Origin of the sequence: Brevundimonas staleyi (assembly GCF_041893865.1) — a bacterium.
GTDB lineage: Bacteria > Pseudomonadota > Alphaproteobacteria > Caulobacterales > Caulobacteraceae > Brevundimonas > Brevundimonas staleyi.
In genome coordinates this window covers 1910757-1926955 of sequence record NZ_CP169082.1, presented here as the reverse complement: position 1 = coordinate 1926955, position 16199 = coordinate 1910757, and the positions used below count along the sequence as shown (strand labels likewise).

Genomic DNA, 16199 nt, shown 5'->3' with positions numbered 1-16199 from the left:
CACGCCTCGCGGCGGGCAACGTAGTTAACAATGCGTGAACGGTATTGCCGTTCGGAAACTCTTCAACGATAACGCTTTCCATACGTGGGGGCGTGTTCAAATGGATGAAGAACAGGGGGTGGTCCGGCGCTCTTTGATCGAGCGATGGTTTCCCGAACGCCATCTATTCCTCCGCACCAACGGTGATATCCGCGGTCACGTCCTGACCAGCGGCAAACAGATGATGATGGCCGGCGTCGCCGTCGTCGCCGCCGCCTGGACCCTGGTCGCCTCGGGCGGCTTCATCTTCGACATGATCGTCCACAGCCAGTCGGACTCCGAAGTCGTGAAGGCCCGCGCCGCCTCCGAACGCCTGAACGCCGACCTCCAGGCCCGCCTGGACACCGCCGTCGTCCGCATGACCGCCACGACCGGCGGCCTCGACGAAATGGCCCAGATGGTCGAGCGTCGCCACGCCGCCCTGACCAACGTCATGACCATGTTCCACGGCGTCGAGGGCGCGGAACAGGCCCTGGCCCCCGTCGCGCCCAACGAGCACGCCCGCCCGGTGCAACGCATCGTCGCCGTTCGCATGGATCAGGAGCGTCTGATCGAGCGCGCCGGCGACTTCGCCCAGACCCGCGCCGAACGCCTGCGTCTCGCCTTCCGCCTCGCCGGTCTGAACCCCGCCGCCTACGCCGCCGCCGGTTCGGCGCTCGGCGGCCCTCTGGTCGAGGCCAAGGACCCGCAGGCCCTGGCCGCCATCCTGGACGTGGACGAGCCCTTCGCCGTCCGCATCCGCCATGCCGCCGACAACCTGTCGGAAATGCGCGGCCTGTCCGACGCCGCCGAACACCTGCCGTTCGATCGCCCGACCCAGGCGCGCACCACCTCCGGCTTCGGCGTCCGCTTCGATCCCTTCAACGGCCGCCCGGCGGTTCATCAGGGCCAGGACTTCGCCGCCCCGCTGAACACCCCGATCTACGCTACCGCTCCCGGAATCGTGTCTTTCGCCGGCGTCCGTTCAGGGTATGGCAACACGATTGAGATAGACCACGGACGCGGTTTCAAGACCCGCTTCGCCCATCTGAACGCCATGGCCGTCCAGCCTGGTCAGCGCATCGCGCTGGGCCAGAGGATCGGCGCCATGGGCACGACCGGACGCTCCACCGGCGTTCACCTGCACTACGAAGTGTGGATGGACGGCCGCCCGCAGAACCCCGCCCGCTTCATGAGAGCAGGAGACACCCTTGTTCAATAAGACCAAATCCCCCGCCCCCGCCACGCCGGACCGTCCGTCGAACGCACCGCCGATCCCGCCCCTGCCGGATCTGCCGTCGTCGGGCGGCATGAACCGCGCGGCGCCTGCGCCCGCCCCCTCTCCCATCGCCTCCTCGCGCGGCCTTTCGACCCTGTCGTCGGACCTGCAGTTCGAAGGCGGCATCTCGGGCAACGGCGACCTTCAGGTCGACGGCTCGATCAAGGGCGACGTCCGCGTCGGCCGCCTGATCGTCGGCGAGACCGGCGCCATCGAGGGCAATGTCTCGGCCGAGTATCTTGAAGTGCGCGGCCGCATCGTCGGCGCCGTGAACGGCAAGCAGGTCAAGCTGGTCTCGACGGCTTACGTCGACGGCGACATCACCGCCGAACAGCTGTCGATCGACATCGGCGCCTATTTCCAGGGCCGCGTCCTGCAAAGCCGCCGCGAGGCTCCGGCTCCGGTCGCTCCGGCGCCGCGTCCCGTCGCCGCCGCTCCGGCTCCGGCCCCGGCCGCCTCGGACTTCGACGCCCCGGCCGCTCCGGCTCCGGCCGAGCCCGCGCCCCAGGTCATCGACCTCAAGTCGGTCTGATCCGGCTGAAAGGCTGAAATGCAAAAGGGCGGCTCCTTCCGGAGCCGCCCTTTTCATTTGCCCTTTTCACCGTGCACCCCAGCGAAGGCTGGGGTCCAGATGGAGGACGTTGCTGTTCCGATCAGCGCGACCAGCGCGACATCCGAGCCGCCTGAGTCTGCGATCTGGACCCCAGCCTTCGCTGGGGTGCACGGATAGCGAGACCCTAGTCGACCGTGGAGCCTCGCGTCTCGCCGACGCGCGCGGCGAGCGCCGCCCCCATGAACTGGTCCAGATCGCCGTCCAGAACCCCTTGGGTGTCCGAGGTTTCGACCTCGGTCCGCAGGTCCTTGACCATCTGATACGGCTGCAGGACGTAGGACCGGATCTGGTGACCCCAGCCGATGTCGGTCTTGGCGTCGGCCAGGGCTTGGGCCGCGGCTTCGCGCTTCTGCAATTCCAGCTCGTACAGACGCGCGCGCAGCATCTTCCACGCCATCTCGCGGTTCTGGTGCTGCGAACGCCCGGCCTGACAGGCCACGACCGTGTTGGTCGGCCCGTGGGTCAGACGGACGGCCGAATCCGTCTTGTTGATGTGCTGACCGCCCGAGCCCGAGGCGCGATAGGTGTCGGTCCGCACATCGGACGGGTTGATGTCGATCTCGATCGTGTCGTCCACGACCGGCGAAACGCCGATCGAGGCGAACGAGGTGTGCCGTTTCGCAGCAGCATCGTACGGGCTGATCCGCACCAGGCGGTGGACGCCCGATTCCGACTTCAGCCAACCATAGGCGTTCGGTCCGGTGATCAGGATGGTCGCCGACTTGATGCCGGCCTGTTCGCCCTCTTCCTCGGCCTCGACCTCGACCTCGTAGCCGTGCGCCTTGGCCCAGCGCGAATACATGCGCAGCAGCATGCCGGCCCAGTCGTTGGACTCGGTGCCGCCGGCGCCGGAGTTCACTTCCAGATAGGCGTCGTTGCCGTCGGCCTCGCCGCTGAGCAGGGCTTCCAGCTCGGCGCGGGCGGCGCGTTCCTTGATGGCCTTCAGGGCGGCGCGGGCTTCTTCCAGCGTCGCCTCGTCGTTTTCCTCTTCGGCCATTTCGGACAGCATGACGCCGTCCTCCAGATCGCGTTCCATCTCCTTGACGGTGTTGATCTTGGCTTCCAGCTGGGCGCGTTCGCGGCTGACGGCCTGGGCCTCGTCCGGCTTGTCCCACAGGGTCGGGTCCTCGACCCGGGCGTTCAGCTCATCGAGCTTTCGGTTGGCGACATCCCAGTCAAAGACGCCTCCTGAGCAGAGCGACGCTCTGCTCGATGTCGGCCTTCATGGCCTCGACATCCGGTCTCATATGCAAATCCTCACGGTGCGGAGGGGCGGAGATAGGGCCGGTCGGCGGCAGTAGGCAATAGGGAACAGGCAACAGAAGCTATTCAGCTCGCCCCGATCTCCTGTTGCCTATTGCCTGATCCCTGTTGCCTCAGAACAGCCCATCCAGATCCCGCGCCGGTTCCTGTCTCGGCGGCGGGGGCGCGGACGGCGGCGGAGCGGACGGCGCGGTGTTCGGGCCGGCCGCGGCTTCCCGCTCGCGACGGATGATGTCGTTGTAGTTCTGCGGGCCGACCGGCACGGCGGGGCCTTCCTCGCGGTGCTCTTCCTCGCGGCGGCGTTCGGTGCCGGGGCGGAAGGCCTCCTCGATGCCGTTCACGGTGCGGAAGATCGCGCCGCGCGGACGGACGAACGGACGGGCCGGACGCTCCCTCAGGGCCACCTGCATGAAGTCGGTGAAGATCGGCACGGCGGCCGAGGCGCCGGCCTCGCCGGACCCCAGCGAGCGATTGTCGTCGAAGCCGATGTAGACCCCGACCACGATGTCGGTGGTGAAGCCCACGAACCAGGCCGAACGGTACTCGTTGGTCGTGCCGGTCTTGCCGCCGACCCAGCGGCCCAGGCCGCGCGCCGAGGCGGCCGTACCGCGCTGGATCACGCCTTCCAGCATGGAGGAGATCTGATAGGCCGTGATCGGGTCGATCACCTGGGTCCCACGCGGCTCCAGGAAGGGCGAGGCCTGGCCCGAGAAGGCGCGTCCGCACTCGCGGCAACGGCGCTGGTCGCCGCGATAGATGGTCTCTCCGTCGCGGTCCTGGACGTATTCGATCAGGTAAGGCGTGACCCGCCGCCCGCCGTTGACGAAGGCCGAATAGGCGGCGGTCAGGTTGTAGGCGGTCACTTCGCCCGCCCCCAGCGACACCGACAGGTTCGGCTGCAGATTGTCCGCCACGCCCATCCGCTCGGCCAGGGAGACCACCTTGTCCATGCCGATGGAGTTGGCCAGGCGCACGGTCATGACGTTCCGCGACAGCTCCAGACCGCGACGCAGGGTCGAGGGGCCATAGTAGCGGCGGCTGTAGTTCTCGGGCGTCCAGCGCTGGCCGTTGGCCCCGCCGGCGAAGCTGATCGGTCCGTCGACAATGATCGACGCCGGGGTGAAGTCCCCCTCCAGCGCGGCCGCATAGACGAACGGCTTGAACGACGACCCCGGCTGGCGACGCGCCTGGGTCGCGCGGTTGAAGCTCGACAGGGCATAGGAGTAGCCGCCGACCATCGCCAGCACCCGGCCCGACTGCGGCTCGATGGCGACCATGGCGCCGTTGACGGCCGGGATCTGCTTCAGGGCGAACTGGCCGTTGCGGGGTTCGACGAAGATCAGGTCGCCGCGCTTCAGCGGGCGGTTGGCGTTGGCCCAGGCGGCGTCGGCCGCGATCAGGGTCCCGGTCGCATCGTCCCGCGCCGTGCGGATCTGGACATTGTTGCCGGCCACGCTCTCGACGGCGGCGGCGCGCCATTCGCGGCGTTCCGGCGGGCTCTGTTCACGCAGGGCCACGGCCTGCCAGCCGGGCGCGAAATCGGTCGTGCCCCATGCGCCGCGCCAGCCGTGACGACGGTCGTAGTTCTCAAGCCCCCGCATCAGGGCGTCGCGCGCCGCCGACTGCAGGGTCGGGTCCAGCGTCGTCCGCATATAGAAGCCGCCGGCATTCAACTGGGCGCCCCACTCCGGGTTGGCGGCGGCCTGACGACGCGCCTCCTCCACGAAGAAGTCGGCGTCCTGATACTCGGCCCGGCGCGGCGCATCGCGGGTGTTCAGAGGGCGGGCGACCGCCTCCTGATACTGGGCCTGGGTGATGAACTGGTTCTGCGCCATCTCGCCCAGCACCCAGTTCCGACGACCCAGGGCCGCCTCGGGGTGGCGCTTCGGATGGTAGTTGTTCGGCCCCTTGGGCAGGGCCGCCAGGAAGGCCGCCTCGTCCGGCGTCAGCTGGTTCAGCGACTTGCCGAAATAGTTGTAGGCGGCCGAGGCCACGCCGTACGACCGATAGCCCAGGAAGATCTCGTTCAGATACAGCTCGAGTATCTGCTCCTTCGACAGCGTCGCCTCCAGACGGCTGGACAGGATGGCTTCCTTGAGCTTGCGGCCCAGCGTCGACTCGTTCGTCAGCAGGACGTTCTTCGCCACCTGCTGGGTGATGGTCGAACCGCCTTCCAGTCGACGGCCGGTCGCGAAGTTGAAGACGTTCTTGAACATGGCCCGGCCCAGACCGGAGACGTCGATGCCCCCGTGCTGGAAGAAGTTGCGGTCCTCTGCGGCCAGGAAGGCCTGCACGACCGGCGTCGGGATCTGCTCATAGGGCACATAGATGCGGCGCTCGTCCGAGAACTCCCCGATCAGGGTGCCGTCGCCGGCATAGACGCGCGTCGCGGTCGGCGGCCGATAGTCGGCCAGCTCGGACGCGTCGGGCAGGTCATGGAACAGCCAGGCGGCGTAGATCGCCACGACCAGCCCCGCGAGAGCGATCGCGCCCAAAAGGCCGATGCCCGCCATCACGAACCAACGTTCGGCAACCTTCACCCAGACTCTCCGACTACGCGCGTCGCCCGATGTAGCCCGCGCCGGGATGCGGGGCTAGCCGACTTTTCGTCGTTCCAGCTCTGCGCGCGCGGCTGTGACCGCATCGACATCCATGTCGTTCTGGCTCGCCATCCAGCGCAGATAGTCGTGCGGCACCTCCGCCCAGGGCTTCTTGCGGTGCTTGCCGAACGGCACGGTGGCCATCTCGCGCGGCGCGGCGGTCCATTCGATCATCCGTTCGACCGAATGCTCCTTCAGCAGGTCCATCAGGATGTGCGCCGTCACCCAGGCGTCCGGCCCTGCCCGGTGCGCCGGATCGGCCAATGCAGGATCCAATCGGAAACCGCGCCAGTATCTCAGCACCTGATTGGAATGCCCCGGCGCCTGCGGCCAGGCCTGTTTCGCCGACCGCACGGTGCATACCCACGGCAGGCCGCCGTGCGCCGTATCGGCGATGAAGCTCCGTTCGAACCGCGCCGCATGGGCCACCATGACGTCGGCGGGGCCCAGTTCGGCGAACATGGCCCGGAGCGCATATTCGTCGCAGTGCGGATCGGCCTCGCAGAAGTGGTCCGGCGTCAGATGATGCACCGCCATGGCGTGGAACGAGATCTCGCCACGGGGCCGGAACAGTTTCGAAACCGGCGGCCGGGCGCTCCACCCCTCCCCGTCCCGCACGACATCGACGATCCCGACCTCGATGATCTCCGAGGTCCGGTCTCCGCCCGTGGTTTCCAGATCGATGACGCGCAGACGCATGCGAGGGATATAGGGGCGCCAGGCGGCAAGATCACCCGCCGAAGCTCGCTCGTGTCATCTGTGGTTGTCAGGCGACCAAGTGTCAGCTATAGACGACAGATGATCGAGGTCCGCCAGACGCCCGAGTTCGAGGATTGGCTGTCGCGCCTCCGGGATATCAGAGCCAAGGCCGAAGTCGCGCGCCGAGTTCGCAGGCTGGCCTTGGGTAATCCCGGCGACGTGAAGCCTGTCGGCGAAGGCGTCAGCGAGCTTCGCATCCCCTACGGGCCCGGCTTTCGGGTCTATTTCGTTCAACGCGGCGCGGTTCTCGTCATCCTGTTGTGTGGTGGCGACAAGGACAGTCAGGACCGCGACATCCGCAGGGCCAAGACCTTGGCCGAGGAGTTCTAGATGCCTGGAGACACCACCCCCTTCGATCCCGCCGACTATCTGGACACGCCGGAAGCCGCCGCCGCCTATCTGGAGGGCGCTTTCGCGGACGGCGATCCTGCCGAGATCGCCGACGCTCTGGGCGTGGTGGCGCGCGCGCGCGGCATGTCGGCGCTGGCCAAGGAAACCGGCATGGCGCGACAGTCGCTCTACAAGGCGCTCGGCGAAGACGGGAATCCCAGCTTCGCCAATGTGCTGAAAATCACCAGGGCTCTTGGGTTGAAGCTGTCACTACAACCCGCATGAACCGAGCCTAGGCCGTCAGGGCTGGCCGGCCGCAATCCCGTTCGACGCCATCTGCAGGGCGGAGGGCCCGCGAAAGTACCGGTCGATGCCCTCGGCCACGGCGCGGACCAGTCGGCGGCGCTGTGCCGTGTCGCCCAGCGAGCGTTCGTCGTCCGGATTGGTGATGAACCCCATCTCCAGCAGCACGGCCGGTACGTCGGGCGCCAGCAAGACGGCCAGACCGGCGTCACGGTGGCTGCGGCGCAGCAGCGGGTGGTCGGCGGCTTCCAGATGGCTCAGCAGCACCCGCGCGAACTGGGCCGAACGGTTCTGGGTCGCGCGCTGGGTCATGTCGAGCAGGATGCGGTCCACCGACGGGTCGCGCCCCGGCAGGTGCAGGTCGCGGTGCCAGTCGTCGCTGCGCGTCACTTCACGCACCGCGCGCGAAGCCCCTTGCTCCGACAGGGTATAGACCGAGGCCCCGCGCGTGGCCGGATCGGCGCCCGCATCGGCATGCAGGGAGATGAACAGGTCCGCATCGGCCTGACGCGCGATCCGCACGCGGCGATACAGGTCCACATAGACATTGGTCTCGCGCGTCAGCATCACCCGATACCGACCCGTGCGGTTCAACTCGTCGCGTAGGGCAAGCGCGGCGGCCAGGGTGACCTCGCTCTCGTTGCGATGCGCGCCGCGCGCGCCGGGGTCGCGGCCGCCGTGGCCCGCGTCGATGACGATCAGGGGACGTTCGGCCCGACGCTGTTCGGGGCGCGGCGCCTGACGCTCTGCCGCCGGAACCGGGGCCGAGCCCGTCGCGGCGATGTCGATGACATAACGATAGTGAGCCACTCCGTCGCCGGGCGGCAGCAGGAAGCGGCGCTCGATCCGGGCGTTCCGCGCCAGGCCCAGCTGCACGCGCGACGCCGTGCCGGACGCGCTGACCCGCCAGTCGCGAACCAGCCCAGAGCCCGAACCGTCCACGCCGCGACCGGCCCCGACGCCCGCCAGGGTCACCACGACCGAACCGCGATCCCCGCCCTCGATCACTTCGCCGCGAGCGGACCGGTCCAGGTCGATGACCACCCGCGTCCGCTGCACGTCGCCGCCGAAGCGGACGCCGCGCACGTCGCCGCTCGCCCCGGCCGCCAGACCGCGGGTGGAGATCAGCAGGACAGCGCCCAGCACCAACAGGGCGAGCGCCGTCATGGCCCACTCGCGCGGGCCCCAGGCTGACAGGTTGAAACGCACACGACCGTTCATTCTGACGGCGACCCACCTTCTTTGTTGGGGCCTTTGTGACAGAGGGCGGTTTGGATTGGGTTAAGCGCGGGCGTTTTCCTTCGCTCCCCACGCCTTGCCGCGATCGAAAGCGGAACGCCGCCTTTCCATTCCCGTACGGCATGCTTATGCTTGTATTCGTCCGCGAACGATCGCGCCGCCGCTCCGTCGGATCGGCGCGGCCCCGGCGCGGCGCCGACTTCCCGTTTTCGCGGATCGACCGGACCAGCGCTCGCCTGGCCAAATGATCGACGGAGCCGGGCTTATCCGAACCGAACCTCGCGACGCCTGTCGGCACGGGTTCAGGACGACCAGAACCCATGGGCAAACCCGCCTGCCTCTCCCTTGAACCGTCAGCCCGTTTCGGGCCGGTCGCAGTCGTCGCTCGCGACGACGGGATGACGCACGCGTCCGCCCCTTACCCCGTTCGGCGAGCCGCCCCGGCCTATTCAGGTCTCGGCAGAGCGCGCCAGAGAGATACCTTCAATGTCAAAGACGATGCTTATCGATGCAGCGCACGCGGAAGAAACCCGCGTCGCTATCGTGGACGGCCGCCAGGTTGAGGAATTCGACTTCGAGTCGAAAACCAAGCGCCAGCTGCGCGGCAACATCTACCTCGCCAAGGTCACCCGCGTAGAGCCCAGCCTTCAGGCCGCCTTCGTCGAGTACGGCGGCAACCGCCACGGCTTCCTGGCCTTCAACGAAATCCACCCGGACTACTACCAGATCCCGGCCGCCGACCGCGAAGCCATCATGGCCGAGGCGCCCTCGGCCGAGGATGAGGATCACGACGACCACGTCCGCGATTCGGACGACGGCGAGTCGGAAGGCGGCCTGGCCGAGGAAGAACGCCTGAAGCGTCGCCTCATGCGCCGCTACAAGATCCAGGACGTCATCAAGCGCCGCCAGATCCTGCTGGTCCAGGTCGTCAAGGACGAGCGCGGCGGCAAGGGCGCGGCCCTGACCACCTGGCTGTCGCTGGCCGGCCGTTACTGCGTCCTGATGCCCAACACCGGCAAGGGCGGCGGCATCTCGCGCAAGATCACCCAGGCCTCGGACCGCAAGCGCCTGAAGGCCGCCGCGGCCGCGCTCGACGTGCCGCGCGGCATGGGCCTGATCATCCGCACGGCCGGCGCCAAGCGCACCAAGGCCGAGATCAAGCGCGACTACGAATATCTGCTGCGCCTGTGGGAAACGATCCGCGAGACCACGCTGGCCTCCCACGCCCCGTCCCTGATCTATGAGGAAGAGAACCTCGTCCGCCGCGCCGTGCGCGACATGTTCGACAAGGATTTCGACGGCATCCAGGTCGAGGGCGTCGAGGGCTTCAAGGAAGCGCGCGACTTCATGCGGGTGCTCATGCCCTCGCAGGCGAAGAAGGTTCACCTCTATCAGGGCTCCAAGCCCCTGTTCGCCTCCAACGGCATCGAGGAGCTGCTGACGCAGATCCACCAGCCGGTCGTGCCGCTGAAGTCCGGCGGCTATCTGGTCATCAACCAGACCGAGGCCCTGGTCGCCATCGACGTCAACTCCGGCCGCGCCACCAAGGAGCGCAACGTCGAGGCCACCGCCTTCAAGACCAACTGCGAGGCCGCCGTCGAGGCCGCCCGCCAGCTGCGTCTGCGCGACCTCGCCGGCCTGGTCGTCATCGACTTCATCGACATGGATGAGGGCAAGAACAACCGCACGGTCGAGCGCATCCTGAAGGACGCCCTCTCCGAGGACCGCGCCCGTATCCAGATGGGCCGCATCTCCTCCTTCGGCCTGATGGAGATCAGCCGCCAGCGTCGCCGCCTGGGCGTGCTGGAAGGCGCCACCGAGATCTGCCCCCACTGCCAGGGCGCCGGCCGCGTCCGCTCGGCCGAATCCGCCGCCCTGATGGTGCTGCGCGCCGTGGACATCGAGGCCGGCAAGAACGGCGCGGGCTCGATCAACCTGAAGGTCTCCTCGGCCGTCGCCCTCTACATCCTGAACCACAAGCGCGACTACCTGCAGCGTCTGCTGGAACGTCGCGGCCTGGCCGTCATCATCCAGATCGACGACCGCATGGGTCAGGGCGAGAGCGCCATCGAGCGCACCGAGACCAATGAGGACTTCGTCGCTCCGGAAGCCTCCCTGACCCTGGCCGATCTGGACGACGGCTTCGACGACAGCGCCTTCGCCGACGAGGACGACGGCGACGACGAGGACGACATCATCTTCGACGACGAGGACGACGACGCCCTGGATCGCGAGGATTCCGACGACGATGAACCGCGCGAACGGGCCGAGCGTCACGACGGCGATCGCGGTCGCGGCCGGGGTCGCCGCCGTCGCGGCGGCCGTCGCGACGAGGAATCCGCTCCGGTCGCCGCGGACGCCGAAGGCGACGACGACGACAGCGAGGCCGGCCGTCGCCGCCGTCGCGGCCGTCGCGGCGGTCGTCGCATCCGCGAGGACGGCGAAGGCTCCAACGCCGGTTCCGGCGCCTTCTTCTGGGTCCGTGGCCGCACCCCGTCGCTGGACGACCCTTACGTCTGGTTCGACCCGATCAACCCGGCCCCGCGCGCCGAGCATCAGCCGGCTCCTGCCCGCGACGCCGAGGCCGCCCACGATGTCGAGGAACGCGTCGGCGAACGCCCCGAGGGCGAAACCGCCGGGGATCGCGAAGGCGGTCGTTCGCGTCGTCGTCGTCGCGGTCGCGGCCGGGGCGGCGAACGCGCCACCCCGCACGATCTGAAGGTCGAGGCCCGCGCCACCAACGAAGGCATGCCCGCCGACGGCGATCCCGACGCCCCGATGGCCGTGATCCTGCCGGAAGGCGCCTCGGACGAGCCGGCCCCGGTCGTCGTCGCCGAGCCCCAGCGTCGCCGCGTCCGCCGCAAGACCGCCGCCTCGGCCGTCGAGACGGAAGCCGTCGCCACGGAAGAGGCTTCGCCCTCGCCCGAGCCGGAGGTCGCAGCTATCGAACCCGAGCTGGCCCCTGCCCCGGAACCGGAGCCCGAGGTCGAGCCGACCCCGGTCGCCCCGGAAACCCTGGTCGCCGCCGAGGAGGCCGCCCCGCCGGCGCCGGAGGCCGATCTGTCGGCCATCATCGCCGCAGATCCGAACCAGATCACCGCTCCGCCGGCCAAACCGAAACGGGGATGGTGGCGCTTGTGATCGGCCGCGCCTAGGTTAAGGCTCAAGAAGCGCCGGGGGGGCGTCGTAGGTAGGGAGTTCGCCATGTTCCGACCCACCCGCATCGCGTCCTCCGTGCTCGGCTGGATCGCCGCGTCCGCCGCCGTCCTCGCGATGGCGGCGGCCGGCCCCGCCTCGGCCCAGTCGACCATCCGCGACACCGAGATCGAGGGCATCATCCGCAGTTGGTCGGACCCGGTCTTCGACGCCATGGGTCTGGAGCCCTCGGAGGTCGAGGTCCTGCTGGTCAACGATCCGGAGTTGAACGCCTTCGCCACGCGCGGGCGGATCATGGGGCTGAACACCGGCCTGATCCTGCGGACCCGCACACCGAACGAGCTTCTCGGCGTCGTCGCTCACGAGGCCGGCCACATCAAGAACCGCCACACCCTGCGCGACGGCGCCCAGGCGGCGGGCATGCAGCCCTTCCTGATGTCGATGGCCCTGGGCGCCCTGGCCATCGCCGCCGGCGAGCCCGGCGCGGGCGCCGCCCTGTTGGGCTCGGGTCAGTATTTCGGCACCCTGGGCGCCCTGCGTTATCTGCAGGGCCAGGAAGGCGAGGCCGACATCACCGCCGCGCGCGGGCTCGAATCCGCCGGCGAGTCCGGCAAGGGCCTGGTCGAGTTCTTCGAGAATTTCCGCAGCCAGGAAGTCTTCTCCGACGCCCGCCGCTATCCCTATTTCCGCAGCCACCCGCTGTCGGGCCAGCGGATCGACGCCCTGCGCCGCCCGGTCGAGGCGGCCGCCCACTTCGGCCATCGCGACAGCCCCGAGCGTCTGGCCCAGCACGCCCTGATCCTGGCCAAGATCCACGCCTTCATGGACCCGCCGACCCAGACCCTGCGCACCTATCTGGAGAGCGACACCTCCTTCCCCGCCCGCTACGCCCGCGCCATCGCCTGGTATCGCGACGGCCAGACGCAGCGCGCCCTGGACGCCACAGACGCCCTGATCGCCGACGACGTCTCCAACCCCTACCTCTGGGAGCTCAAGGGTCAGATCCTGTTCGAGGAAGGCCGCCCGCGCGAGGCCATCGACGCCCACCGCGAGGCCGTCCGCCTGAAGCCCGAGGCGCCGCTGCTGCGCATCAACCTGGCCCACGCCCTGATCGAGACCAACGACTCGGCCAATCTGGACGAAGCGGTCGACCAGCTGAAGCGCGCCACCGCCCGTGAGGAGGACAACACCCTGGCCTGGCGCCTGCTGGGTCAGGCCTATGCCTCGCAAGGCAAGGAGGGCGAGGCCCGCCTGGCCTCCGCCGAATACTATTTCGCCGCCGGGGCCGAGGAACAGTCCACCCAGTTCGCCCTGCGCGCGCGCGACATGCTGCCTCAGGGCTCCAACGAATGGCGTCGCGCCATGGACATCGTGCTGGCTTCGGGCGCCACGATGGACGACATCGCCGACGTCGACCGGCGCAACGAACAGCGCCGCCAACGCCAGACCGTCATCGCCCCGCCCGGCGCCTGATCCCCACGTTTTGAGAGCCTCATGACCGACGAAACTCCCGTCCCCGCCACGGACGCAAAGCCTGTCTCGCGCGATCCCCTGGTCTGGTTCGGTTCGGGTCGCGGCGGCGCGGCGGCCCTGGGGGTCTCGATCCTGGCCCTGGGTCTCGCGGCGGCCCCCTACCTGACCGGTGGCGATTTCGGCGGCAAGGTCCGCGCCTATCTGATCTCCAACCCCCAGGTGCTGGACGAGGCCGTCCAGGCCCGTCAGGCGGCCGAGGAAAACAACCGCGTCGAGACCATCAACCGCGCCGTCGCCGCCAACGCCGCCCTGATGGCCCCCGACGCGCGCGATCCGGCCTTCGGCCCCGCCGACGCCAAGGTCACGGTGGTCCAGTTCTTCGATTACCGCTGCCCGGGCTGCAAGGCGGTGGCCGCCGACTACGCCGCCCTGATGCAGGCCAACCCCGACGTCCGCTTCGTCTTCAAGGAGTGGCCCATCCTGGACCGGGGCGACGACACCACCTCCAACTACGCCGCCCGCGCCGCGCTGGCCGCCCACGCTCAGGGCAAATACCTGGCCGTCCACCAGGCCCTGATGGCCACGAACGGCCTGACGCGCGAAGCCGTGGACCAGGTCCTGGCCCAGAACGGCGTCGCCCTGGATCAGGCGGCTGCGGTCATCGGAAACACCGGCACGGACCGTCTCCTGGCCGACATCCACACGACCGGCGCCACCCTCGGCCTCGTCGGCACTCCCACCTTCCTGATCAACGGCAAGACCACGGCCAGCATCAGCCCTCAGGAGGTCGCCGCAGCCATCGCGGCGGCCAAGGCCGCCTGATCGCCAAGACGCCCTTTTCCACCTCGCCCCGCTTCACCGCACGCTGAGAAACCCTTCATCTTGACGATGTAGGGTTGTCTCGGCCGACCGACGCGCGTTTCCGCGCCATCCGGGGCTCAGGCGGAGCATCGTCCGGAATGGAGCCTCGCAACCCACGATGGCTATTGCCGCTGGTGCTGCTGCTTGCCCCGGTTCTGGTCATGCTCGGCCTCATGGCCTGGAGTGCGATGGGCTCGCTCGACGTCGCGCGGTCGGCGGCAGTTTTCGCGGGCCAGCAGCCTTTCTGCATACAGACCGGGGGCCAGCGGCGCGGATACAAGCCCGCCCTCGGCCTGAACGCCCTGTCCCCGTTCGCCATGAAATCGAAAAGTCGCGGTCTGTTTCATGGCGTGCTTGTCGTGGACGGCCAGCCGGGTCCGACCCTCTACAACTGGTCGCGGGCGCGAGAGCAGTGGGATTTCCTGCCCGACCGGGCTGCGGCGGATGTGACGATACGGTGCCTGCCCAGGCGTAACTTCACACAGCGCATGACATGGTGGCCGGACCGAGCGCGGGTCGGACAACCGGACGGAGCCTTCGTTCGAATCGGCGACCGCTCTTACCTGATCGCTCCCGACTTCCGGGGCCAGGTCTCACAGCGCAGCCTCTTCTTCCAGGCCAGCACGCCGGACTTTCTGCCAGTGCCGGACGAAGGACAGGAAAGCCGGATGCGGTTCGGAAACTCGGTCGAGTTCAGGTCGTCCGAATGGATGCTGGATTTGCTGGAGCGAAGGGAGCCGCAGGATCTCGACAGCGCCGGATCCCGCCCAACGCTACGGCCGGACAAGGACGGCTTTACCTTTTTCGTCGGCCGCGACGAGCGGGGCGTGCCGCATACTGTCGTGCTCTGCACGCCCCAGACCCAACGCAATCCGATGTCCTGCCAGCACAGGTTCTACACCGACGGCGCCATGTGGACGTTCAGCCACCGCCTCGACCAGCTCCAGTCATGGCGAGAGATGCAGGCGGTGTTTCGTGCGCGGGTGGATGGCTTTGCGGAGGCCGGCAGGCGCGCCGAGGAGCAGGCGTTCGGTGACGCCGCGACCGACTGAAGCACGGTCGTTCCATGTCGACGATCGGGCCGAAGTTGGCAAAGGATCGTCCTCAAACCCCTTTCGATTCAACACCCCGAACTTTTAAGAGCCGTTATGCCTGCCCAAGTCTGAAACGGGCGGACACTGGCGGGCATGGAACAGACGAACCCCCGACCGCCCCGCCTCACCCCCGAAGCCTGGGCCGCCGCCCGCGAGGATTTCCTCGCCGGTGCCGGCGCCGCCGTCATCGCCGAACGCTACGGCACGACCGAGCGCAGCATCCGCCGCCGCGCCGCGATGGAGGGTTGGCGTCGCCCGGACTTCATGCCCGGCCCGCTTGGCGAGGCGCCGCCCTGGATGGCCGAGGGCCGGACGAAGGAGGAGGAGATCGCGCGCGATCCCGCCCTGGGCGAAGTGGATCAGGCCGAATCCTTCTCCCGCTTCGGCCTCTTGTTCAATCCGAGCGGCGGCGATCTGCGCCGCTTCGCCTTCCGTCAGGCGGCCGAGAACGCCGCCGTCGACCGCCCGCAACAGGCCCTCGCCTGGATGCGGCTGGTTCAAATGGTCAGCAACTGCAACGGGCCTCTGGAAAGCGATTCCTCCGCCTTCCGCGGCATCGACCACCTGCGCGCCGCCTATCTGAACCGTCTCACCGAGACGTTCGGCGAGCTGCCGTCCAAACCCCCGGCGAACAGGCCCGTGAGGCCGGAGGCGAAGCCGGCGGGCTGACCCTTCTTTCGTCCGTTTCGTCCGTTTCGTCCGGTTCGGTTCGTCCGGACGAAACGGACCAACCTCTCCAAAGATTAACGTGCCCTGCCGTCCCGAACGTCGGAGGCTGCCTTCAGGCTGGGAAGGGATCGGACATGGCGAAACGGATCATCGCGACGACCGTCCTGACCCTCGCCATCGGCAGTCCGGCTCTCGCCCAGACCGCGCCCCTGACCAACCGGGACGTGATCGGCGACTGGACCCTCGTCATCACCCCGGCCGAACGCCAGGGCACGACGATCACGGTCCAGATGGACGATGACGACCTGCCCCTGACCGTCCGGGGTCAGCCGACCGGCCGCCTGACCTGCACTCTGCGCGGCGATCCGGCGGACTGCCGCCTCCGCAACGGCCGCCTCAGCCTGACCACGCCCGGCGCGGCCCGGATGGTCTTCGACATCGCCGAGCGGACCCGAACCGGCTTCGCCGGCGCCGTCCGGCTCAGCGTCCGCTTCCTGCCCGTCGGCGGTCACATCGGCTCCGTCGCGATGACGCGGCGCTAG

At 68.6% G+C, this 16199-nt stretch carries 14 protein-coding genes; 10 read left to right on the top strand and 4 right to left on the bottom strand.

The window, feature by feature from the left end; translation table 11 throughout:
* Positions 1 to 100 precede the first annotated feature (100 nt).
* Positions 101 to 1240 carry a M23 family metallopeptidase gene (locus ACETK8_RS09620; RefSeq protein WP_374039274.1) on the top strand — a complete coding sequence of 380 codons (1140 nt, stop codon included), beginning with the start codon at positions 101 to 103 and terminating at the stop codon, positions 1238 to 1240.
* Positions 1230 to 1829 carry a bactofilin family protein gene (locus ACETK8_RS09615; protein ID WP_374039273.1) on the top strand — a complete coding sequence of 200 codons (600 nt, stop codon included), beginning with the start codon at positions 1230 to 1232 and terminating at the stop codon, positions 1827 to 1829. The genes ACETK8_RS09620 and ACETK8_RS09615 overlap by 11 nt, the downstream gene beginning before the upstream one ends.
* A 205-nt stretch (positions 1830 to 2034) precedes the next feature.
* On the opposite strand, the gene prfB is transcribed toward ACETK8_RS09615, so the two are convergent.
* From prfB to ACETK8_RS09600, 3 genes are all read right to left on the bottom strand, one after another.
* Positions 2035 to 3157 (bottom strand): peptide chain release factor 2 gene (gene prfB / locus ACETK8_RS09610; RefSeq protein ID WP_374039272.1). Its coding sequence is split into 2 segments (ribosomal slippage): positions 2035 to 3087 and positions 3089 to 3157, totalling 1122 coding nucleotides; the frame shifts between segments, so codons are not numbered across the junction.
* Positions 3158 to 3286: 129 nt separating this feature from the next.
* On the bottom strand, positions 3287 to 5713 hold the full coding sequence (locus tag ACETK8_RS09605) for a penicillin-binding protein 1A (protein ID WP_374039271.1): 2427 nt from the start codon (positions 5711 to 5713) through the stop codon (positions 3287 to 3289).
* Positions 5714 to 5767: 54 nt separating this feature from the next.
* Complete coding sequence (locus ACETK8_RS09600) at positions 5768 to 6472, bottom strand: exonuclease domain-containing protein (protein ID WP_374039270.1); 705 nt, start codon at positions 6470 to 6472, stop codon at positions 5768 to 5770.
* Positions 6473 to 6571: 99 nt separating this feature from the next.
* Here ACETK8_RS09600 and ACETK8_RS09595 point away from each other — a divergent pair, with 99 nt between their 5' ends.
* Together ACETK8_RS09595 and ACETK8_RS09590 are read left to right on the top strand one after the other, a co-directional pair.
* Positions 6572 to 6862: a type II toxin-antitoxin system RelE/ParE family toxin gene (locus ACETK8_RS09595; protein ID WP_374039269.1), complete on the top strand. Its 291-nt coding sequence runs from the start codon at positions 6572 to 6574 to the stop codon at positions 6860 to 6862.
* Positions 6863 to 7147 (top strand): addiction module antidote protein, encoded by a 285-nt coding sequence (locus tag ACETK8_RS09590; protein WP_374039268.1) that lies wholly within the window; start codon positions 6863 to 6865, stop codon positions 7145 to 7147.
* A gap of 15 nt (positions 7148 to 7162) precedes the next feature.
* Here the strand turns inward: ACETK8_RS09590 and ACETK8_RS09585 are convergent, their stop codons facing one another.
* A complete protein-coding gene (locus ACETK8_RS09585; protein WP_374039267.1) occupies positions 7163 to 8386 on the bottom strand; it encodes an N-acetylmuramoyl-L-alanine amidase family protein in 1224 nt (407 codons plus the stop codon).
* 504 nt (positions 8387 to 8890) lie between these two features.
* Here ACETK8_RS09585 and ACETK8_RS09580 point away from each other — a divergent pair.
* The 6 genes from ACETK8_RS09580 (at position 8891) to ACETK8_RS09555 (ending at position 16199) form a co-directional block, all read left to right on the top strand.
* Positions 8891 to 11545, top strand: a complete 2655-nt coding sequence (locus tag ACETK8_RS09580) for an Rne/Rng family ribonuclease (protein ID WP_374039266.1) — start codon at positions 8891 to 8893, stop codon at positions 11543 to 11545.
* 63 nt (positions 11546 to 11608) lie between these two features.
* Positions 11609 to 13033, top strand: coding sequence for a M48 family metalloprotease (locus ACETK8_RS09575; RefSeq protein WP_374039265.1), 1425 nt, complete (start codon positions 11609 to 11611; stop codon positions 13031 to 13033).
* A 21-nt stretch (positions 13034 to 13054) separates the two neighbouring features.
* Complete coding sequence (locus ACETK8_RS09570; protein ID WP_374039264.1) at positions 13055 to 13855, top strand: thioredoxin domain-containing protein; 801 nt, start codon at positions 13055 to 13057, stop codon at positions 13853 to 13855.
* A gap of 137 nt (positions 13856 to 13992) precedes the next feature.
* Positions 13993 to 14946, top strand: a complete 954-nt coding sequence (locus ACETK8_RS09565; protein WP_374039263.1) for a hypothetical protein — start codon at positions 13993 to 13995, stop codon at positions 14944 to 14946.
* 135 nt (positions 14947 to 15081) lie between these two features.
* Complete coding sequence (locus ACETK8_RS09560; RefSeq protein ID WP_374039262.1) at positions 15082 to 15657, top strand: hypothetical protein; 576 nt, start codon at positions 15082 to 15084, stop codon at positions 15655 to 15657.
* A 134-nt stretch (positions 15658 to 15791) separates the two neighbouring features.
* Positions 15792 to 16199, top strand: coding sequence for a hypothetical protein (locus ACETK8_RS09555; RefSeq protein WP_374039261.1), 408 nt, complete (start codon positions 15792 to 15794; stop codon positions 16197 to 16199).